Source organism: Merdimmobilis hominis, from assembly GCF_016901855.1.
GTDB lineage: Bacteria > Bacillota > Clostridia > Oscillospirales > Ruminococcaceae > Paludihabitans.
Window position 1 is genome coordinate 154,365 of the sequence record NZ_JACJKY010000002.1, and the last position, 20,092, is coordinate 174,456.

Consider the following 20,092-nt stretch of genomic DNA (forward strand, 5'->3'; position numbering starts at 1 on the left):
GTCAAGAAGCAGTGCATTTGTTCTGTTTTGAAATGTTTGTTTTATGTATAATCGCTGTTAAATCGTGAGTAATACGAAGCGTAAACTTTCCACGTTTTCAACATTCCCATTGTTGAAAACGTGGAAACAGGCGGTTTTATGCACTTCGTTTTCAACATCGCTGTTGAAAGCAAGCGTGCGCATCCCGAAAATACGCCGTTTTTCCTGCATAAATTACGATTTGTAATATTTTTTGCAATAAAAATTTTCTTAATATGTATTGACATATTGAACGATTCTCGCTAATATGTAGGGGAAGTATTCTTTCAAAGAAAACACAGGAGGTCTTGCAATGGGAAACACCATTAAAAACGTCTATATCGTTCATCATTCGCACACCGATATCGGCTATACTGATTTGCAGGAGCAGGTGGTTTATAACCATATCTATAATATCAAAAAGGCGATCCACATGATCGACGAAGGCTACAAACAAAATACCGACATGCGCTTTTTCAAATGGAACTGCGAAACGTACTACTGTGTCGAGCAATTTTTAGCACACGCGGACGAAGCGGAAAAAGAGCTGTTCTTTGAACTGGTGCGCCGCGGCAATATCGGCATTTCGGGCACTTATTTAAACTTTAACGACTTGGTCGACTGCGGTGCGCTTTCCCGCAAAACGAAACAGATGCAGGATTTGTTCACTGCACACGGACTGCCGGTCAATGCGGCAATGAACGCAGACATTAACGGCATTTCGATGGGCGCACGTGATATTCTGATCGAAAACGGCATTGAGTTTTTGTTCACCAATATCCATACGCACCACGGCATGTACCCGCTTTATAAAAACCAGACACCGTATTTCTGGGAAGCAGAAAACGGCAAACGTCTGCTGGTGTGGAGCGGCGAGCACTATAACCTCGGCAACGCACTCGGCATTGTCTATAACAAAAACACCTACTATATGACGAAGATGTATTTCGGCGGACAGAATGAAACCGATCCGGTGGACATTCTGCACGAGAATCTCAAAAAGAGCATCAAAGAATACGAGGACGACGGCTATCCGTATCCGTTTTATATCACAAGCGTGTCCGGCGTGTTCAGCGATAACGCACCGCCGAACCCGACCATTATTCCAATGATCAACGCGTTCAACGAGCGGTACGGCGAGGAAGTCCGTCTGCAGATGGTCACTGTGTCCGAGCTGTATGATTTGATCCGCGATGCAGTCAAAAATGCACCGATTTACCGCGGCGATTTGAACGACTGGTGGGCAAACGGCGTTGGCAGTACACCGTATTCCGTCAAACACTATAAAGAGGCACAGCGCCTTGCACACATCTGTGACCGCCTCGAAGAAAAAACGGGGATTCATAATGATGCACTTGCAGACACCGCAGACGAAAATATGCTCCTCTATGCAGAGCACACCTGGGGTCATTCTTCGACGATTACAAATCCGTATGACACTATGGTGCAAAATCTTGATATCCGCAACACCAGCTATGCATCCAAAGCGCACGAAGCAAGTGCAATGCGGAAAAATGAGCAGTGTCATGCACTCGGTGACAGCCACTATTACTATAACACCACCGGTACAGTCAAGGCAGTCAACCTTGCAAGAACGGCCGGCAAATTCCCGGTGGAGTTCTATGTGGAAACCGCAAAAATGAGCGGGATCCGCGTGACTGATCCGTCCACAGGCGCAGAAATTCCGGCACAGATGTCTGCACATCCGCGCGGTGTGCTCGTAAGCTTTGTTTCGTTCTTTGAAGCAGGCGAGGAGAAAACATTCCGTTATGAGGAAATTCCGGATCAGACAAAACCGGCAAGTACACGTGTTGCATTCGTCGGTGCAGAGCGGGTGCGTGATGTCGAAAACAATCATGACACCGAATCGTATCTGCTGCCGTATCAGATCGAAAACGACTGGTTTAAACTGTCGTACCGCATCGGCGAGGGATTTACATCGTTCTATGATAAACAGAGCGGCAAAGAGCTGTTAAAAGACGGCATCAACACCTTCTTCACACCGCTTTATGAAAACACGGAAATCCGCACCGACGTCTATGAAGAACGCCGCCGCATCGGCAGAAACATCCGCGGCCTGCACGCGAAACTGTATCAGGCAGCGCTCACCGATGTCACGGTTACAGACTGCGGCCCGGTCTTTGTCACAGTGAAATTCACATTCTCGCTTCCGGGCACAGTACACACTGCGGTCATTGTCAAAATGTACCGTGAACTGCCGCGCATCGACTTCAAACTCCAGATCGGTAAAACCATTTCGCATGATATCGAAAGCATGTTCCTGCCGCTGTCGCTGAACACGGAAACCGTGTCATATATCAAAAAAGGCGGCGTCATGATGCGCCCGGGCATCGACCAGCTGCCGGGTACCAATATGGAATACTACACTGCCGATCACGGTGTGGTGTTTGCGTCCGATGATGCAAGCTATCTGGTAAGCACACTCGATACCGCACTGCTGTATCAGGGTGAGATGCGTCACCATCCGATTCACCTATGCGACAACAAAGAGGAGAACAATGCACGTCCGCTGTACAGCTGGATCATGAACAACACATGGGAGACAAACTTCAAAATGGATCTCTCCGGCTTTACAGAATACTGCTATGCGATCGAGCGCGTGAGCGGCGAAGCACCGAACGCATCGCTTGATCGGCTGGAAGACCGCGACCTCGGCGTCGTGACCTTTATCACCGGTGAATAATGAAATGCGTACATGATAAAAACAGCGCTGTCTGAAACGGGACAGCGCTGTTTTGTTATATCTTTAATGATTTATCCGAGTTGTATTATTATCTTTACACAACAAAACAACAAGCAGGAGAATATAAGATGTTTAATACAAACAGGAATCAAAATGCGCATCGTTCTTTAATTCCTAATCGTATAAAATAATTATATTATTCCAAATCGGAATATTCGTTTGTGTCCGTGCAGGCATATTGCGAAGCCTGAGCAAACAGCCGCTTCGGCATTGAGGCAGTGATGCGGATGCCGCCTTCTTCAAAATCGGTGGAATCCACACGGCCAAGCTTTCGGATTTCTGAAAGCAGCGCACCCTCGTGATACGGCAGTAAAAATGTGCCCGACTGCATTTCGGCAGACAATAGCTGTTCGATTTTTAGCAGCAGATCGTCAAGGCCTTCTTTGGTGAGCGCCGAGGTGACTGCCGTATGATCGTTTGTCCGCGGTCGGAGCGAAAGCGGCACACGGTCGCACTGATTGTAGACGGTGATCATTGGAATATCGGTACAGCCAAGTTTGCAAAGCAGCTGCTCAGCAATTTCCTTTTGCTCTGCGACACGCGGGTTTGAAAGATTGCACACATGCAAAATCAGATCGGAGGAAGCCGCTTCTTCAAGTGTTGCGGAGAACGCTTCAATCAGTTCATGCGGCAGGCGGGACAGCAGTCCGACGGTATCGGTGAGGATTGCCTCTTTTCCGGAGGGGAGCAAAAGCCGGCGGGAGGTGGTATCGAGCGTTGCAAACAGCTGATTTTCGGCATAGACGTTTGCGTCGGTCAGCGCGTTTAATAGCGAGGATTTGCCGACGTTTGTATAGCCGACGAGCGACACGACCGGCAGTTCACTTTTTTGGCGGCGTTTGCGCAAGTCACCGCGCCGGCGTTTTAACTCATCAAGCTGGCGGGTGAGCGATTCAATCCGGCGGCGGATGTGACGGCGGTCGCTTTCAAGCTTTGTTTCGCCCGGGCCGCGCGTACCGATGCCGCCGCCCTGACGGGAGAGTGCTTGCCCCATGCCGATAAGCCGTGGGAGCCGGTACTTTTGCTGTGCAAGTTCTACTTGCAGTTTGCCTTCGTTTGTCCGTGCACGCTGTGCAAAAATATCAAGAATCAGCATCGTGCGGTCGATGACGGGGATGCCGGTTTCCGCTTCGATGTTGCGCATTTGTGCGCCGGTCAGCTCTGTGTCAAAGATGAGCAGGTTTACGTCGAGCCGTTCGGCAGCTTCCTTGACTTCTTTAAGCTTTCCGATGCCTAAATATGTTGCCTGACGAATGGAGGGAAGCGGCTGGATGACCTGTGCTTTCACTTCGCCGCCTGCTGAGCGGACGAGTTCCGCGAGTTCTTCCATGGATTCTTCTGCATCATATTCGCCTGTATCGACTGCGGCGAGCAAAACGCGTTGTGTTTCTTCTTCCAAAAGATGCATGTGCGTCATTCCTTTGCGAATCGGTTTGGCAGTATTATACCATATCTTTTAAAAAAGCGAAAGACACGCGCCGGTGAGCAGGCACACGCCCGGCACGCCGAGCACCGCAGAAACGGCGCCGGTGAACAGGTTGGCGGTGAGTGGGAGTATCGTGTTCGGCACGAGCGCAGTACATAAAAACAGCGCACCGACACCCGTGCATGCCCAGCAGAGCACGCAGAGCCTTGCGCGCCGGTAATGCCGCAAAAGCCATAAGAGCAGGATGAGCAGTGCGGCTAATACAAACAGCGTAATCCATTCGGAGGGCAGAATATTCCCCATAGACGATCGCTCCTTATTAAAAAAGATGCGAGGCGGGTTAAAACGCGGTGATGTGTTCGCGTTTTGCGCATTTGATGAGGTAGGAATACTGTCGTTTGCACGCTTCGATTTCAAAGACATACGCGTCGATGCGGTCAAAGTCGGTTTCCAAGTCGAAAGCCTGTTCGAGTGCGGCGAGTTTTTGTTTTGTTTCGCGGAGTGCGGCAATCAATTCTTCGGCGCGCGTGGGCTGTTTGGAAGCCGGGCGGTTTAAGACGAGTGCGCAGATTTGTGCGCATTTCGATTGTGTTTTTGAAAGAATTCCTTCCATGTGCGGTGCCTCCTTTTATCATATGTAAAAGGTTGGACCGTTTTTCCTGTATTTATACAGCTTGTGCAAACAAAAAATGCTTGACAAGGGCGTGTGCGGCTGATATAATAATAAAGCTTTCTTTTTGAAGCGATTTACCTGCGGATGTAGCTCATCTGGTAGAGCGCCACCTTGCCAAGGTGGAGGTAGCGAGTTCGAGCCTCGTCATCCGCTCCACACCTGCGGTGCGCAACTCGCGCACGCAGGTTTTTTTATTATTGTTGGTTTTCTGCCCGCGCTGTGGGCTAAGTCTGGACCACCTGCGGTGGAGCAATTCACCCCGTATCATGCGATACGGGGTGTTTATTTTTTTATGAAGTCTCCAGCGCAGGAAGAAGAGTTCGGTTTTGCACAAAATTCCGTGTGCGATGGAAACGCGCCTTAGGCGCCGAATTGGCGCTTGACGTAACCGCCGCCGCTTGCCGGCGTGCCGGATTCACTGTAAATGCGATGCTGTGCCGGATTTTTGATGTTCGAGATCGTGTCGAATGTGTATCCCGCTTCCAGCATCACCGGAATAATCTCACGAAGCGCCGCGCATAAATTCTTGTTATCTTTCGAGTCGTGCATCAGAATGACCGGTTCGTTCAGCTTCATCGCCGCCGGCAGAATATTCTGTATGAGCCGATCCTTGGACGGACGCGGATATGTCGCGTCACCTGCCGATACGTTCCAGTCGTTGTGCACCGCACCCATGCTTTGAGCTGTGTGCAGAATCTCGTTCATCACCGATGGCGCCGCCCACTTTTTCGAAATACTGCTTCCACCCGGGAACCTGAATTGAAGCGTCGGCGTACCGCTTCCGGTCACTTCCATAATCCAGTTCTGTGTCTTTGTAAAATCCTCAAAGAATGCGTCCTTTGACTGATAAATCTTTTTGTAGTCATGGCAGGCGCTGTGAATCGCAATTTCATGTCCCTCGTCAAATGCGCGCTTTGTGTAATCGGCATATTTCGCACCCGGCCCGGATACCACATAAAACGTTGCTTTGACACCAAACTCGTTGAGTACGTCAAGTACCTGCGGCGTCATTGGGGTCGGTCCGTCATCAAAGGTGAGGTATACGGTGTTTAATCCCTTGGGACTTTTCGGATATGTCACTGGTTTTGGGGGAGTCGATGATTCCGGTTCGGAAGGTTTCGGTTTTGATTCCGTCGGCTTTGATGAAGACGGTTTCGATGATGCCGGCTTTGACGATTCCGGTTTCGAAGACGTTTCTTCGGAAGATTCGGGTTTTGATTCCTCGGAAATTTCTTCTGAAGATGTTTGTTCAAAAGTCGGCTCACTTGTACTTGTGATACTGCTTTCCGATGATTCCGCGGAAGAAAGCGTAGGTGTCTGATAAGACACACAACTGCTGAGCATCAAGCATGCAGTAATACAGCAAATGAGTTTTAAGAAGTGAAATCGTTTCAAAACAAACACCTACTTTCCTCTTGTTACTTCTTATTATAATCGACAAAATGCGACAATCAATAGGAAAGTGAAATTTGTTTATCAACTGTAATAAATGTTGTCGGAATGTAATCATTTTCCGTAAGCGCGGCGCTTACAAATCAAACTGTGCACCGGCAGACAGCTTCATGAGCCGTGTACCGAGATGTTTTGCAAGAATCTCATATGGTGCACTTCCGGTACAGTGCCCGGTGAGATAGAGCGTGTTGGAAAATGAGGCAAGCGCGGCGGCTGTCTGCGCGCAGAATGATGCGTCAAAGGCGAGCGGGTTGCGCGGGTCGCCTAAATGAAATCCGCCCGCAACGAGATCGGGTGCGCGTCCGAACAGCGCGCAGAACCGGTGCATGATGTTCACAATGCCGCGGTGTGCACAGCCGGTGTAGAGCAGGAGCATTCCGTTTTCTTCGAAGACGGCGTATTGTTCATGCAAAAACGGGTCGGGAAAATCGCCGTCAGCTGTGCGGATCAGCAGTTTTTTGTTTGCGGCAGGGAAAAGTGCAGTCGGTTCTGCACCGGAAAAGACAGATATATGATTGCAGACCGGAACAATGCTGTCACAGGAAATGATGCGCAGTCTTTCGTGATCGTTTAGCCCAGGCGGCAGCCCGATGAAAGCGAGTCCTTCTGCCCGGCGGGAATAAAGCGGAGCAAATGCGCCGTTGTGCAGATAAACAGGAGCGGTTTGATTCACCCGCAGAAAAGCGGCAATGCCGCCGCCGTGATCGTAGTGGCCGTGTGAAATCACGGCGCATGAAACGGTGGAAAGATCAATGCCGCAGGCTGCTGCATTGGTCAAGAATAGGTCGGATGCACCGGTATCGAACAAAGCGGCGCAGTCGGATGTGCAGACATGCACGGACAGACCGTGTTCGCATGAAAATTGAGGAGAAAACGCGCTGTTTTCTGAAAGAACCGTCAGTTTCAAGAGAATCCCTCCGATCAATGGGTTATTTAAGTATAGTATAAAAAAACGCAACCATGGTTGCAAGTGAAAGAAGAAACGAAAAAAGCAGGTTGACTTTTTGCGGAATCGTGTATTATAATAATAGAATATGAGATACGCTGGTGTAGCTCAGTTGGTAGAGCAGCTGATTTGTAATCAGCAGGTCGGGGGTTCGAGTCCGTCCACCAGCTCCATATTAAGGAACAATCTTTAATACAAAAACAGCCTTCCAAATCGGAGGGCTGTTTTTGTATCTATGCCCGGAAAGCCCACAATATCAGGCTTTCCGGGCTTTTTCTGTTTTCCGGGGACTTGGTGGATTAGTCCGCCATCGGCCCGCTTCCTATCGCGGCGATCACATAGTCCCATGGCGGCTCATTTTTGCACACCCTTGTCCGGCCCGTATATGCCAGAAACGAGGAAACGCTAAAAAGTATCCACTCCCGGACAGCGCCACCTCTTTCAATGAGAACAATTTAGCGGGAACCTTACGGCTCCCGCTTTTGTCTCATTCCTGCTCGAATGGCTCTCCGCAATCCCCGCAGATTACATTGACCTCCCGCGTTGCCCGGATAATGGTGCCGCAGCAGGGGCAGACATATTTGATGCTGCGGTTAATGGATTTCTTACTTCCGCCCTTGGTGGTGCCTTCCACCGGCAAGCGGCTGGCGTTGATCTTGTCCTCGCCCAAAGTTTTTCTGATCCATGCCTCAGTCTCCGGGGCCAGCGTTGTTACCGTCCAGCCATACTTGGCGTGCTTCTCGATATGCAGGCCGTGGGCCTCAGCGGTGGCCTTAAATTTCTGGTTGTGGTAGTAGCCGTTGTTGCTTACGTCTTGGATGCCATGAACCAGATTGTAGAGATGCGCCATCTCATGCAGAAGCGTGGCTGCCAGCTCGAAGATGGGCCGGTCAAGGTACTCGGCACAGAGAGTGATTTCCCGATATTTCTCTCCGCTGGCGTTCCATATCTCGTTGATACTGCACCAGCCATAAGCCCCGCGCCCTCCGTCCGGCGATACAGTGATGGCCGGGCGGCTCAACTCGCCCTCGTAAAAATGCTCGTTGAACAGGTCGAACATTTCCTCGGTTTTTCTTACGATTTCAGATATTTGTAGCATGATTGCGTCCTCCTTAAAGATATGTTTTATTTCTGTGAGTGACAGCTTATACAACACCGGTCAAAAAGCAAGCTCTAAAGGTCTTGAAACATATCTTTTTTCACTGAGGACAGGAAAAGCCCCGCCGAAGCGGGGCTAATCAAAACAGCAAATTAGGATTTATCGCACTCCTGTCAGGATAAAATTCATTAACTGTTCTACATCATCAAAATCATCATAATCTCCGTTTATGCCATTTCTGTGATATACAATCCCGTTTTTCTCATTTCTCTCTAAACAGTCCAAGAGCTTTTCTTCTCCATACTTTTTCGCAAATAAGGTAAATGCGTACGGTTTGATTTTGCTTAATAGTCCTTTCCTGCAATTTTCTTCACACTCATAACAGTGTGTCAGTCCTTTTGCAATCGAACATTTTTTATTCTCACAAATATCATTATCTGGACAACCGTTTGAGCCACAGCCGTTACAATCAGCTTTCTCTGTGCATAAGCAACACGCAAGGCCACATCTGGCAATTCCTAATTCTCGTTTCATGTGATCCCTCCAACTTCCAATTTGTTTTTCTGATTATAGCATATCGAGCTACAAAAGGGAAGCATGTTATAACCCAAGAAAGCCCCCGCCGAAGCGGGGCCTTCTCGTTTTACTCTGCGGCAATGAAACCTTGTTCTTTCAGGCTTTCGATGAGGGCCGGATTTTCCGGGCCGGTCAAGGTTCCTTCTTTGTCAATGTTATAGCTTCCTACTGCGAAAGCGTATGTCGGCGCTCTCAGATATTCCGGCTTTGCGCCAATGAAGTCGCCTACTGCTGCCACCAGCTCCTTGCGACGCACACCTGTCACATTATAGGCCGCTTCGATGCCTTCCGGCTCATTTCCCACCGTGATAGGCTCACCGGGATCTTCCGCCGGGATTTCGTCGGTTTGTGGGCTTTCTTGCAGCGCGGTCTCTATTTCCGGCTCGGCAGCCTCCACGGCCATAACCTCTGTGCTTTCCTGTGCGGCGGCTTTGGCTGCGGCCTTCGCCGCTCGGCTTACTCTGGTGCGGGCCTCCGGGAATATCTCCGGCAGTGCGCCTTCCTCATAGTGGATTTCAAAGGTGATCTTCCCATCCATGTGTACGTTGAAATGGAAGTCGGTCATTTCCACCTCTTTCAGTGCGTCCGGCAGCTCAATGTTCTTATACCGCTTGACTTCCTCGCCGTTTACCATAAGGCAAACCGGAACCGCGTCCCTCAGTTTCGCTGTGATTTTTCCTGTTTTCATTATCATTTCCACCTTTCATTTTGTGCTGGGGCTGTTGCCTTGTGTGAGTCACAGCTTACACACCACGGGTGAAAAATCAAGGCCTTTTTTGAAAAAGGTATTGACAATTCACGCTGTCGTGCATATAATAACATATAGACATTTATCTATAGGAGGTGATTGAGAGAGATGGATGAAAAAAGAATTGCGGCAATTTTCAAAGCGTTTTGTGATGAAAATCGCATTAGGATTATAAAACTGCTGCGTTCAGGTGAAAAATGCGCCTGCAAGCTGTTGGAAGAAATCAATGTCACACAGCCTACGCTTTCCCACCATATGAAAATTCTTTGTGACTCGGAAATAGTTGTCGGGCGCAAAGAGGGAAAATGGACACACTATTCTATTTCAGAAAAAGGTGTGGAACAGGCAAAAGAATGTTTGCGGCAGTTGACAACACTTGATGTTGAAAGCGAAAATAAGTCGTGCTGTGAAAAGTGAGGAAGTTTATTTGAATGCTTTTCCGCACGACTTATATTCGGAATATTAAATCGACATATTTCAATATGACTATATGAAAGGAGCTTTTTATGGAGGCACTAAAAACAATTTGGGACTTTTTTCAAAATGAAGTCCTCGGTATGAACTGGCTGAATCGTCTCATTGAAACAATTTTGAACGCTTGCGGTTTAGATACCACGGGCAAAATAGGAGCGAGTATTCAGTTTTTCATCTATGATACCATAAAAATTATGGTACTGCTTGGCGTTTTGATTTTGATTATCTCGTATATTCAAAGTTATTTCCCGCCCGAAAGAGCTAAAAAGATACTCGGCAGATTTCACGGAATATGGGCGAATATCATCGCCGCTCTGCTCGGTACGGTAACACCGTTTTGCTCGTGTTCTTCCATTCCGTTGTTTATCGGGTTTACAAGCGCAGGTTTGCCGCTTGGCGTTACATTCTCCTTTTTGATTTCTTCGCCGATGGTTGACCTCGGAAGCCTTGTCTTACTGATGAGTATTTTCGGCTGGAAAGTTGCTGTTTTATATGTAATATTCGGTTTGGTAATCGCTGTGGCTGGCGGAACGCTAATTGAAAAGTTGCACCTCGATAATCAAGTGGAAGAATATATCCGAAACGGTCACTCAATTGATGTTCCGCAGGAGGAGCTGCATTTCAAAGACCGTATGAAATTTGCGTGGGAACAGGTTGTTGAAACCGCTAAAAAGGTTGCTCCTTATGTTCTGATTGGCGTGGGCATTGGTGCTTTCATTCACAACTGGATTCCTGAAGAATTTATTGTCAAAGCACTTGGCGAAAATAATCCGTTTGGCGTAATTCTTGCTACGATAGTAGGTATTCCGATGTATGCGGATATTTTCGGTACAATCCCGATTGCAGAAGCCCTGCTTGCAAAAGGTGCTTTGCTCGGCGTTGTGCTTTCCTTTATGATGGGCGTTACAACGCTCTCGCTCCCTTCAATAATTATGCTTCGCAAAGCAGTTAAGCCGAAACTGCTCGGTATTTTCATTGGAATATGTGCCGCTGGTATTATTATTGTAGGCTATCTTTTCAACGCAATACAATATTTAATTGTTTAATTTTAGGAGGTTATTATTATGGCATTATTTAATTTTGGAAAGAAAAAGGAAGAAGAAAAGAAAACACCTGCTTGCGCTTGTAGCTGTGGTGGTGCTGCCAGCGAAGCAGAAAGCATTACAAACGATTGCTGTCCTGATTTGAAAGAGGGAGAAATCTGCTGTATCAAAGTGTTAGCAGGTTGCAAATCCTGCCACGAACAATTTGAATACGCAAAACAGGCGGTAAAGGATATGGGACTTTCCGTAGAGGTCGAATACATTACCGACATGCAGAAAGTAATGGAATACGGGGTTATGAGTATGCCTGCCCTTGTTGTCAATGAAAAGGTTGTTGCTATGGGCAAGGTTTTGAAAGCCGTTGATGTAGTTGCTCTGCTGCACAAGCTGGGGTTTTAATGATGGATAAGAAAAAGGTAGCCTTTATTTGTGTGCATAACTCCTGCCGCAGTCAGATTGCAGAAGCACTTGGAAAACATTTGGCGGGAGATAAGTTTGATTTCTATTCTGCTGGAACAGAAACAAAACCACAAATCAATCAGGATGCTGTGCGGCTTATGAAACAGCTTTATGGGATAGATATGGAGAAAAGCCAGTATAGCAAGACGATTGATAAAATCCCCACGCCTGATATTGCGATTTCAATGGGGTGTGATGTCGGCTGTCCCTATATCGGTAGAGCATTTGATGATAATTGGGGTCTTCCCGATCCAACGGGACAAGGTGATGAAATATTCAAATATGTTATCATGCAGATAGAGAAAAGATTAAATGAGTTAAAAAATTATTTTTGCACCAGCAACGATGGCCTTCAATCAGAATCAGACTAAAGGCTACACAAACTCTATTGCGGGCCAATCTGCCTTGTGTGGATTGGCCCACTTTTTTGTAAACACCCTTTGTATAATCTGAGCTTCGCAAAAATAAAATGAATTTTTCAAAAAAACTTTCCGGTTTGCACCCCTGAGATGTGTTCTGGTTATGTGAGGAGGCGAAAAAGAACCAGCTCAAATCTGCAAAAAGGAGGGATGCGGCATGATGTCTCCCTCTGATGAAGAACGGATCGTCGCCATGGTGGATTCCTTCACCAAGACGGTGGCCCGGAATTTCAGCAGAAATCTCAAACGGGCAAAGGCCAACGCGGAGAAGCATTACTCCGACGAGCCGGTAGACTATCTTCTTGAAACTTTAAGCCACGACGACAGGTATCCGTCCGATCATTTTGTGCTTTATGCGGACGAGTTATCCTGCGTGGTTCACAGCGAAACTTTATATAAAGCACTCTGCTCCCTGCCGGAGAAGCAGCGGAAGGTCTTACTCTTTGACTTCTGGTATGCTTGGACGGACAGGGAAATTGCAGCCAGAATGGAGGTGACGACCCGCACTGTCTACAACCTGAGGCAGCGCGCTTTCAAGGCAATCCGGAAATTCTATGAGCAAGGCAGCTCAGAGCCATGAATTAACCTATGACCTAATCAAGCGAGCGGTTCACGGCGACCAAGAGGCAATCGAAGCATATCTCCTGCACTATGACGCTTACATCAATTTTCTGGTGTCGTACGACGAAGTTGGCCCGGATGGCCGGATATACCGGCATATTGATGAAGATATGAAAATTGAGGTGCAGATGAAGCTCGTGGACGCATTACAGAACAAATGGAGGAAACTGATATGATACTCATGCCAGACCTGTTTTCCTTCGCCTACGTCCCGAACTGGTACTCCCAGCTTGATATGCTGGCGGAGATGGCCTTGCCGGAACCGTGGCGATTCAAAAACCCTATATACTTAACGAAAAATCCAGATACTCCGATTTTGGAGCGATACATTCACGCGATCTTTAAGAAACAGCTTATTGACTACAAGGACGAAAGAAACCCCAGCAGCGCGGCAGATTACTTCCACATCGAGAATGAATTTTGCTGCTTCCATACGGGCCTCTACACCCGACGGTACAAAGCCATTTATGCCTGTTTTGACCGGAATAAAAAGAAGGACTCCCTGCTGGAATGGTTTTTCAGGGGCTTTGCGGACGAGTTGTCGCCGATGCTCCGGCATATCTCCCCGCTGCCAAAGAAGCCCAGCTACTATATGACGCAATATGGCGTCAATTACAACCCGGAATGGCCGATCCGTGTCAACGTGGAGCATATCCTCGGTGATGCGGAGAACCTTTCCCGTATCCCGCCAGAAATCCGAGAAGCGCAAAACCTGCCCCTGCTCTTAGAAACGGCAGTTGAGTTGGCGCGGCGGAAGGCTGTGGTGGAACCGAGCATTGTGGTTCCACAGGGGTATCAGGGCCGGGTACAATACTTGCTGCCGATCTGTCTGACCGATATGGAGCAGCCCGACCTTGCCATGACCCTCACGATCATGGACGGGTATTATTTGGGGAATACCTGCCTCACCTTAGAGATGGCGTACCTCAACGCGCGGCTTCTTTCCAGACCGGTGGCGCATTGGCTCACGGACATTGTGGAGGAATAGCTGCGCACAGATCGCAGGCCCGCTCCCCGGCAGCCGGATCGGCTCTGGCGGAAAGGGGTGCTTAGACTTGCGCCGAAGCAAGAAGGAGGTTGAACAATATGAGCTGACAGATGAACGGAAGCCGATCCTCTGCCCGAAATGTGGGCGGCGGTTTATGGATTCCGCACCAGATACCAAATCACGGCTGATTATCCCGAAGAAGGGCCGGTATCCCGATTATTATGTGAAGTGCGGGCACTGCGGCGCAGAAATCGGGGTAATAAAAACTGAATAGCAAACACCGAATGTTCCGGGCAAGACTCCGGGACTTACCGGATAGCTGCGGCAATACTACAGCCCTCATAAGGAATGTATATGAGGACGGGCAACGGACAGCGAAGCCGGGAAACCGGTGCGCGCGTTTGTTTGTGCATGATGCGCGGAGGGGCGATTTCATTCCTTAGATAGCGGTCAAACCTCCATGGTACCACCCGAAAGATGGTGGAGACGACATTGAGCCTGACAAGCGGCACTTTTGTGCTGCTTGTCAGGCTTTTTTTGTTTTAGCGGCCAAGGTGCCGCCTGCCGGGCTCCGAAAGGAGAACGGCAAAATGAAAGTCCGGTATGAATTTGTAAATGGAGAAATTTCTGAAATTGAGGTGGACGACAACCTTGGGGAGCTGCTGGTGGATTTTGACCGGCAGGAATATAACAACGACCACAAGGAAACCCGCCGCCATACTTCCCTCGACGGTATGGAATACGAAGGCGAGGCGTTCCTCTCCCCTGAAAATACGGAGGAGCAAGTTTTGAAGCGGGCGGATATGGCCTGCCTGCTCCGGGCCATGGAGGCCCTTACCCCGGCCCAGCGGGAGCTGGTGCGCCGAGTCTATTTTGAAAATGAGAAAATCTCGAAGATTGCCCGTGAAGAAGGCGTTTCCCATGTGGCAATCCATGACCGCCTAAAGCGGATATACCAGAAGATTAAAAATAATTTTTAATCTGACCCTTACAATTTGTCTTTCCCGTGGCCTAACAGTGAGAGCTACAAAAACCGGCTCTCAGAAAGAGGTGAAAGGCAAATGAAACATAACTTGAAAATCTGCATTGCCAGCGGGCCGGAAACCGGCGGCATAGTCCGCTGTGAGACGGTTCGGCTGCGCGAGCGGGTGCTGCGGCGTTTGTTCGGGGATACGCGCCGTGTGACGATCATCGTCCCCGGCGACAGTGTGCAGGCGCTGTCGGTTCAGGAGGTGCCGGAGGTGGGCAGCCATGATTGTGCATGAGAATGTCCGCCCGGCCCTGCCTATGCCGATTAAGGCAACGCCCTACCGGCACCAGATCGAAGCCTTCAATTTTGTCTGCGGCCTGTTTGGCCTGCTGCCGGGAGGTGATCGGGATGGCCCAAGCGACGGTGAAATGCCACCTGTGCGGTCGGAGCTTCCAGAAGCCCGCCCATGAGGTGCGCCAGCACAATTTCTGCTGTGTGGCTCATGCCCGTAAGTGGAACGCTGGCCGTATGACGGAATACAACCGTACCGCCAACCCCCTCAACAAACCGGGCGGGGTGGTGTCCTCCCGCAGAAAGCACCGGGAGAAGCTGTCCGCCCAAGGTGCCGGGAAGGCTTACCGGAAATTTTACGGCAGACACGAGCATCGCGTGGCGGCGGAAGCCATGCTGGGCAGGCCCCTGCGGCCCGGAGAGGTCGTTCATCATCGGGACGGGGACAAGCTGAACAACGATCCGATGAATTTAGAGGTGTTGCCCTCTCAGGCAGAGCATACCAAGACCCAGCGCCGCGATCCGCAAGGGAGGTGGTGCAAATGAACATTTCCAGTAAAGGGGCTGCGCTCCTCATGGAAATGGGTTGACCCGGTACAGGGAAAACACTGACTACCATCGCCATTACCGGCGCACTTTCACAAGCGGGCCGGATTCGCCGGGTGATGATCGTGGCCCCGCTCTCCATCCTTGGCGTATGGGAGGAGGAATTTCAGAAATTTGCTGCCTTCCCGTATGCGCTGGCGGTTCTTTCCGGCAGCAGCGCCAAGAAGCTGGATACCCTGCGGCACATGATCGGCACCGCCCTGCAGGTGGTGGTCGTAAACTATGAGTCCGCATGGCGGCTGGAAAAGGCTTTGACCGCATGGCATCCCGACCTGATTATCGCGGACGAGGGCCACAAGATCAAAACCCACAATATCGCTGCCAGCAAGGCCATGCACCGGATGGGCCGGGAGGCAAGCTACCGGCTCCTGCTCACCGGTACGGTTATCACCAACAAGGCCATTGATGTGTTCAGCCAGTATAAATTTCTGAACCCGGCCATTTACGGGAACAGCTTCTATGCCTTCCGCAACCGTTACTTTGATATGGTGGGCTATGGCAATCATACCCCGGTTTTGAAGAAATCTATGGAGAGCGAGCTGACAGAGAAGCTCCACAGCATTTCCTACCGGGCAACGAAGGCGGAATGTCTGGATTTGCCAGAAACCACCGATATGATCCGGCAGATAGAGCTGGAACCTGCCGCCCTGCGGATATACCGGGGCCTCGTTAAAGAAAGCTATGCGGAACTGGCCGGTGGCGAGGTTACAGCCACTAACATCCTCACCCGGCTACTGCGGCTGTCCCAGCTCACCGGCGGCTTTCTCGGAAATGACAAAACCGCTGCCGTGGAGCAGGTAAGCGCGGCCAAGCTCTCCGCCTTGGAGGACATTCTGGACGGGGCTGTGGCCGAGGGGAAAAAGCTGGTTATCATTGCCCGCTTTATCCCGGAAATCAAAGCCATCTGCAAATTGCTGGAAAAGCGGGGCCTTGGGTATTCCTGCATCACCGGCGAGGTGAAGAACCGGGACGAGCAGGTGGCGCGGTTCCAAAATGAGCCGGAGGTCATGGCCTTTGTGGGCCAGATTGCCACAGCAGGGCTTGGCATTACCCTGACCGCTGCCTCTACCATGGTCTTTTACTCCCTCGACTATTCCATGTCGAACTTTGAGCAGACCAAGGCCCGGATACACCGGGTGGGCCAGCGGATGCCCTGCACCTATTTATATCTGGTGGCCCGTGGCACCGTGGATGAAAAGGTGCTGGCGGCACTGGAAAGCAAGGCCGACCTTGCGAGAACCCTTGTTGACGATTACCGCAACGGGAGAAATCCCTTTGCTGCTTAGATTTGGAGGAACGATGGATACAGAAAAAATGTTTGAGCTGGCTGACCGGCTCCGGGCGCTTCGTGACAAGAAGGCCGAGGCCGAGCAGCACTTGAAAGAAATCAAGGCGGAAATGGACGAGGTGGACTACCGCCTCTCCGAGCTGATGGCCGAAAGTGAAACGCAGAATTTTACCCGCGCCGGAACCATGTTCTGCCTGACGACCAAAACCCACGCTTCCGCCGTGGCGGGCCGGAAAGAGGAATTGTTTTCCGCCCTCCGCGCCGGGGGCTTCGGCGACCTTGTGTATGAAACCGTCAACGCCAACAGCCTCTCCGCCTTTGTCAAGGAGCAGGTGGCGGAAAACGGCGATATGCTGCCGGATTGGCTGGATGGCCTTGTCAATGTGTTTGAGAAAACTACCGTGGGCGTGCGCAAGGCCGCAAAGTAAAAATATCAGGAGGATTTATCCATGAGCGATAAGAACGAACTTATGACTACTGGCAGCGGCTTTCTGGCCCTTGCCGACTTCAATATGAACGAGAGTATGGCCGAGGAACTGGAAGGCTTGGAGGGCGGCTTTGACCGGGTGAAGATCCCGTCTGGCGGTGCCACCATGTTCGAGCTGCCCGGCGACGAGGCGGACGAGCCGGAAATGGTGAAGGAATTTTCCGCTGTGATCCTGCACCATCATCCGGTCTTGCAGTATTACAAGGAGAAATATACCGGAGGCAGCAACCCACCCGATTGCGGCTCCTTCGATGGCGTGACCGGAGAAGGCACACCCGGGGGTGTCTGCGCACAATGCCCCCTCAATCAGTTTGGCTCCGGGGAGAACAACAGCAAAGCCTGCAAAACCCGGCGCAGGGTATTCCTGCTGCGGGAGGGCGAGCTGTTCCCGCTGATCCTCTCCCTGCCCACCGGCTCGATGCGGGAGTTTTCCCGCTACATCAAGCGCCTGCTCAGTAAGGGCAAAAAGAGCAACATGGTCGTGACCCGCTTTTCTCTGAAAAAGGCCACCAACGCCAGCGGCATTGCATACTCGCAGGCACAGTTTACCATTGACCGCCCGCTCACCAGCGAGGAGCAAATCCTCATTAACCGCCTGTCCGAGCAGGTGAAGCAGTACAGCCGCCGCGTGGGCTTTGATACCGAGGAGCCTGCCGAGGCTGGCCCGCTGGTTGACCCGGAAACCGGCGAGATCGTGGAACCCCTGCAATAAGCACTTTCGCCCAGCGGAGCGGGGCCTTCGGGCCTCCTCCGCTTTCCGGGCAGAATGGAGGAAAAATGAGCTATACCTGTGCTTTGTCACTGAAAAAGATAAAAGACTATCTGGCCGGAGCCGCCGTGGTCGGCTTTGACTTTGAAACCTCGCCCATCGAGGAATACCGCTCGGAGGAGCGGGCCGCACTGGATGCCCACAAGGCTGCCATTACCGGAGTGAGCCTTTCCGTATCCGAGGACAGCGGCATCTATATCCCGCTGCGGCACCGGGCTGGGCGGAATATCCAAAAGCCGGAGGCGGTCATGGACTATCTGCGGCAGGCCGTATTTGAGAACGCCACTGTGATAAAGGTGGCCCATAATCTGGCCTTCGAGTCCATGTTTCTGTATGCCCTGGGGGTGATCGTGCAGCCGCCCTGCTATGATACCATCGCGGCGGCCCAGCTTACCCTGAAAAGCAGCACTACTTTCCGGGGCTTGTCGGACAGCGGCCTTAAAACCCTTGTGCCGCAGCTTTTCCATGTGGAGCTGCCGGATTTTGAAACCGTAACCGCCGGGCGCTTCTTCGACGAGCTTGACCCGCAGGACAAAGAAACCGTCCGCTATGCCTGCGCCGACAGCGACTATGCCCTGCGGCTGTATCACCTGTTCAACGGCTGGTTCGATCAATACCTGCCCCGGCACCGCCGCATTGTGGAGCAGATTGAATCCCCAACCTCCGTGTACTGCGGCCTGATGCGGTATAACGGCCTGCTCATGGATCGGGCCGCCATGGAAGCCAAGCAGGCAGAGGCCGAGGAACGGATTTCCGCCATCCGGGAGGAAATCGCCTTCCTGATCGGCGACGTGGAGATCGGGGCCAATGCCTCCACCTCTGCGTTCAAGAGTTATCTTTATAAAGACCTTGGCCTGCCGGTGGTGAAAACCACAGCCAAGTATCAGGAGGCCGCTGACGATGAAACTATGATCCTGCTGGCCGCATGGTGCCGGGAGAACCGCCCGGAGCTGACCCGGCTTTTTGAGCTGGTACAGGAATACCGGCGCTGGGGAAAAATTAAAGGCACCTATCTGGACGGTTATCTGCGGCATATCAACAGCGCCACCGGGCGAATTCATCCCGACCTCATGCCGCTGGGGACGGAAACGGGCCGCTTTGCCGCCCGGAACCCGAACCTTCAAAATATGCCACGAAAAGGCAGCGATCCTATCGGTATCCGAAATATGCTGGTCGCACCAGAAGGTTATCAGGTGATGGAACTGGATTACTCACAGATTGAGCTGCGCGTGGGAGCGTTTTATTGCCGGGACGCGCGTATGCTGGAAACCTACCGGGGCGGCGGGGATATTCATGCACAGACTACCTCTGTTATTTACAATATCCCCATAGAACAGGCGGCGGACAAGTCAGCGGCAGAATACAAAGACCGCAGGGCAATCGCCAAGGGCTGTAATTTTGGCTGCTTCTACGGCCTGTTCCCCAAGGGTCTGCAACGGACATTGAAATTCAAAGCTGGCCTCGATACCCCGCTGGCGGAATGTGAGAAAATCATCGCCAACCTCAAAGCCGGTTATCCACAGCTCTCCTTGTGGCAGGAGGTAGTGAAACGGCAGGCCAAGGTGCGCCGGTACAGTGAAACATGGCTGGGCCGCCGCAGGTATCTGCCGGGCATTGTCTCCGACGATTGGGGCAAAAAGAGCTTTGCCGAGCGATGTGCCATGAATACCCCCATACAGGGAACCGCCGCCGATATTCTTAAAATGGCAATGGCACGTCTGGTGGTAGAGTTGCCAGAGTACCCTTGGATTGTGCCTGTTTTGACCGTTCACGACAGCCTTGTATTCTATGTCGCTGAGGAAAAGGTGCAGGAAGCGGGCGTGCTCATAAAGGGACTCATGGAGCGCCAGCCATTCCCGGAATTTGACGTTCCTCTTGTGGCAGAGGTTGCTACCGGCACCAACTATGGGGAGCTGGACGAATGGTAAGGCTGAAACAGTTTTCCTGCCGCCGCTGTGGCACCACTTTTATGCTC

General features: G+C 51.0%; 23 protein-coding genes and 2 tRNA genes. 17 read left to right on the forward strand and 8 right to left on the reverse strand.

Annotation, left to right across the window (positions count from 1 at the left end; all coding sequences use genetic code 11):
• The first annotated feature begins 331 nt into the window (after window positions 1-331).
• Entirely contained in the window at window positions 332-2,722 is a 2,391-nt protein-coding gene (locus H6A12_RS02060) for a glycoside hydrolase family 38 C-terminal domain-containing protein (protein WP_204444284.1), read from the forward strand.
• A 196-nt stretch (window positions 2,723-2,918) separates the two neighbouring features.
• Here H6A12_RS02060 and hflX read toward each other — a convergent pair whose 3' ends face one another.
• Genes hflX through H6A12_RS02075 form a run of 3 tightly spaced genes read right to left on the reverse strand, consistent with a single transcriptional unit; the run spans window position 2,919 to window position 4,821 of the window.
• Entirely contained in the window at window positions 2,919-4,190 is a 1,272-nt protein-coding gene (gene hflX / locus H6A12_RS02065; RefSeq protein ID WP_204444286.1) for a GTPase HflX, read from the reverse strand.
• Between the two features lie 48 nt (window positions 4,191-4,238).
• A complete protein-coding gene (locus H6A12_RS02070) occupies window positions 4,239-4,511 on the reverse strand; it encodes a pro-sigmaK processing inhibitor BofA family protein (protein ID WP_204444287.1) in 273 nt (90 codons plus the stop codon).
• Window positions 4,512-4,548: 37 nt separating this feature from the next.
• Window positions 4,549-4,821, reverse strand: coding sequence for a DUF2508 family protein (locus tag H6A12_RS02075; RefSeq protein WP_204444289.1), 273 nt, complete (start codon window positions 4,819-4,821; stop codon window positions 4,549-4,551).
• Between the two features lie 140 nt (window positions 4,822-4,961).
• Here H6A12_RS02075 and H6A12_RS02080 point away from each other — a divergent pair.
• Window positions 4,962-5,037, forward strand: a tRNA-Gly gene (locus H6A12_RS02080).
• A 204-nt stretch (window positions 5,038-5,241) separates the two neighbouring features.
• On the opposite strand, the gene H6A12_RS02085 is transcribed toward H6A12_RS02080, so the two are convergent.
• Together H6A12_RS02085 and H6A12_RS02090 are read right to left on the reverse strand one after the other, a co-directional pair.
• Window positions 5,242-6,285: a polysaccharide deacetylase family protein gene (locus H6A12_RS02085; protein WP_204444291.1), complete on the reverse strand. Its 1,044-nt coding sequence runs from the start codon at window positions 6,283-6,285 to the stop codon at window positions 5,242-5,244.
• 124 nt (window positions 6,286-6,409) lie between these two features.
• Window positions 6,410-7,240 (reverse strand): MBL fold metallo-hydrolase, encoded by an 831-nt coding sequence (locus H6A12_RS02090; RefSeq protein ID WP_204444293.1) that lies wholly within the window; start codon window positions 7,238-7,240, stop codon window positions 6,410-6,412.
• Between the two features lie 136 nt (window positions 7,241-7,376).
• On the opposite strand from H6A12_RS02090, the gene H6A12_RS02095 reads away from it, so the two are divergent.
• Window positions 7,377-7,452 (forward strand) — tRNA-Thr (locus H6A12_RS02095).
• Between the two features lie 314 nt (window positions 7,453-7,766).
• On the opposite strand, the gene H6A12_RS02100 is transcribed toward H6A12_RS02095, so the two are convergent.
• The 3 genes from H6A12_RS02100 to H6A12_RS02110 all read right to left on the reverse strand — a co-directional run bounded on the left by H6A12_RS02100 (window position 7,767) and on the right by H6A12_RS02110 (window position 9,642).
• On the reverse strand, window positions 7,767-8,378 hold the full coding sequence (locus H6A12_RS02100) for a SprT-like domain-containing protein (RefSeq protein WP_177639267.1): 612 nt from the start codon (window positions 8,376-8,378) through the stop codon (window positions 7,767-7,769).
• A gap of 159 nt (window positions 8,379-8,537) precedes the next feature.
• Entirely contained in the window at window positions 8,538-8,912 is a 375-nt protein-coding gene (locus tag H6A12_RS02105; RefSeq protein WP_177639268.1) for a DUF3795 domain-containing protein, read from the reverse strand.
• A gap of 109 nt (window positions 8,913-9,021) precedes the next feature.
• The gene (locus H6A12_RS02110; RefSeq protein WP_204444295.1) at window positions 9,022-9,642 is read right to left on the reverse strand and encodes a hypothetical protein; all 621 of its coding nucleotides are present in this window, start codon (window positions 9,640-9,642) and stop codon (window positions 9,022-9,024) included.
• Window positions 9,643-9,810: 168 nt separating this feature from the next.
• Between H6A12_RS02110 and H6A12_RS02115 the strand changes: the two genes are divergently transcribed.
• The 14 genes from H6A12_RS02115 to H6A12_RS02180 all read left to right on the forward strand — a co-directional run bounded on the left by H6A12_RS02115 (window position 9,811) and on the right by H6A12_RS02180 (window position 20,045).
• Window positions 9,811-10,119: an ArsR/SmtB family transcription factor gene (locus H6A12_RS02115; protein ID WP_033125792.1), complete on the forward strand. Its 309-nt coding sequence runs from the start codon at window positions 9,811-9,813 to the stop codon at window positions 10,117-10,119.
• An 89-nt stretch (window positions 10,120-10,208) separates the two neighbouring features.
• Complete coding sequence (locus H6A12_RS02120) at window positions 10,209-11,222, forward strand: permease (RefSeq protein WP_204444297.1); 1,014 nt, start codon at window positions 10,209-10,211, stop codon at window positions 11,220-11,222.
• Between the two features lie 18 nt (window positions 11,223-11,240).
• On the forward strand, window positions 11,241-11,618 hold the full coding sequence (locus H6A12_RS02125; RefSeq protein WP_204444299.1) for a thioredoxin family protein: 378 nt from the start codon (window positions 11,241-11,243) through the stop codon (window positions 11,616-11,618).
• A 2-nt stretch (window positions 11,619-11,620) separates the two neighbouring features.
• A complete protein-coding gene (locus H6A12_RS02130; protein ID WP_204444331.1) occupies window positions 11,621-12,049 on the forward strand; it encodes an arsenate reductase ArsC in 429 nt (142 codons plus the stop codon).
• A gap of 205 nt (window positions 12,050-12,254) precedes the next feature.
• Complete coding sequence (locus H6A12_RS02135) at window positions 12,255-12,677, forward strand: RNA polymerase sigma factor (protein ID WP_178354366.1); 423 nt, start codon at window positions 12,255-12,257, stop codon at window positions 12,675-12,677.
• The gene (locus H6A12_RS02140; protein WP_178354367.1) at window positions 12,652-12,894 is read left to right on the forward strand and encodes a helix-turn-helix domain-containing protein; all 243 of its coding nucleotides are present in this window, start codon (window positions 12,652-12,654) and stop codon (window positions 12,892-12,894) included. Before H6A12_RS02135 ends, H6A12_RS02140 begins: the two co-directional genes overlap by 26 nt.
• Window positions 12,891-13,706: a DUF3825 domain-containing protein gene (locus H6A12_RS02145; RefSeq protein ID WP_178354368.1), complete on the forward strand. Its 816-nt coding sequence runs from the start codon at window positions 12,891-12,893 to the stop codon at window positions 13,704-13,706. Before H6A12_RS02140 ends, H6A12_RS02145 begins: the two co-directional genes overlap by 4 nt.
• A 590-nt stretch (window positions 13,707-14,296) precedes the next feature.
• Window positions 14,297-14,686, forward strand: coding sequence for an RNA polymerase sigma factor (locus H6A12_RS02150; protein ID WP_099322501.1), 390 nt, complete (start codon window positions 14,297-14,299; stop codon window positions 14,684-14,686).
• 81 nt (window positions 14,687-14,767) lie between these two features.
• Complete coding sequence (locus H6A12_RS02155) at window positions 14,768-14,971, forward strand: hypothetical protein (protein ID WP_178354369.1); 204 nt, start codon at window positions 14,768-14,770, stop codon at window positions 14,969-14,971.
• Window positions 14,972-15,084: 113 nt separating this feature from the next.
• A complete protein-coding gene (locus tag H6A12_RS02160; protein WP_204444301.1) occupies window positions 15,085-15,513 on the forward strand; it encodes an HNH endonuclease signature motif containing protein in 429 nt (142 codons plus the stop codon).
• A 77-nt stretch (window positions 15,514-15,590) separates the two neighbouring features.
• Window positions 15,591-16,859, forward strand: a complete 1,269-nt coding sequence (locus H6A12_RS02165) for a DEAD/DEAH box helicase (protein ID WP_345941212.1) — start codon at window positions 15,591-15,593, stop codon at window positions 16,857-16,859.
• A gap of 13 nt (window positions 16,860-16,872) precedes the next feature.
• Window positions 16,873-17,289 (forward strand): hypothetical protein, encoded by a 417-nt coding sequence (locus H6A12_RS02170; protein WP_178354370.1) that lies wholly within the window; start codon window positions 16,873-16,875, stop codon window positions 17,287-17,289.
• Window positions 17,290-17,310: 21 nt separating this feature from the next.
• Complete coding sequence (locus H6A12_RS02175) at window positions 17,311-18,060, forward strand: hypothetical protein (protein ID WP_099322086.1); 750 nt, start codon at window positions 17,311-17,313, stop codon at window positions 18,058-18,060.
• Between the two features lie 65 nt (window positions 18,061-18,125).
• On the forward strand, window positions 18,126-20,045 hold the full coding sequence (locus H6A12_RS02180; RefSeq protein WP_178354371.1) for a bifunctional 3'-5' exonuclease/DNA polymerase: 1,920 nt from the start codon (window positions 18,126-18,128) through the stop codon (window positions 20,043-20,045).
• Window positions 20,046-20,092 lie beyond the last annotated feature (47 nt).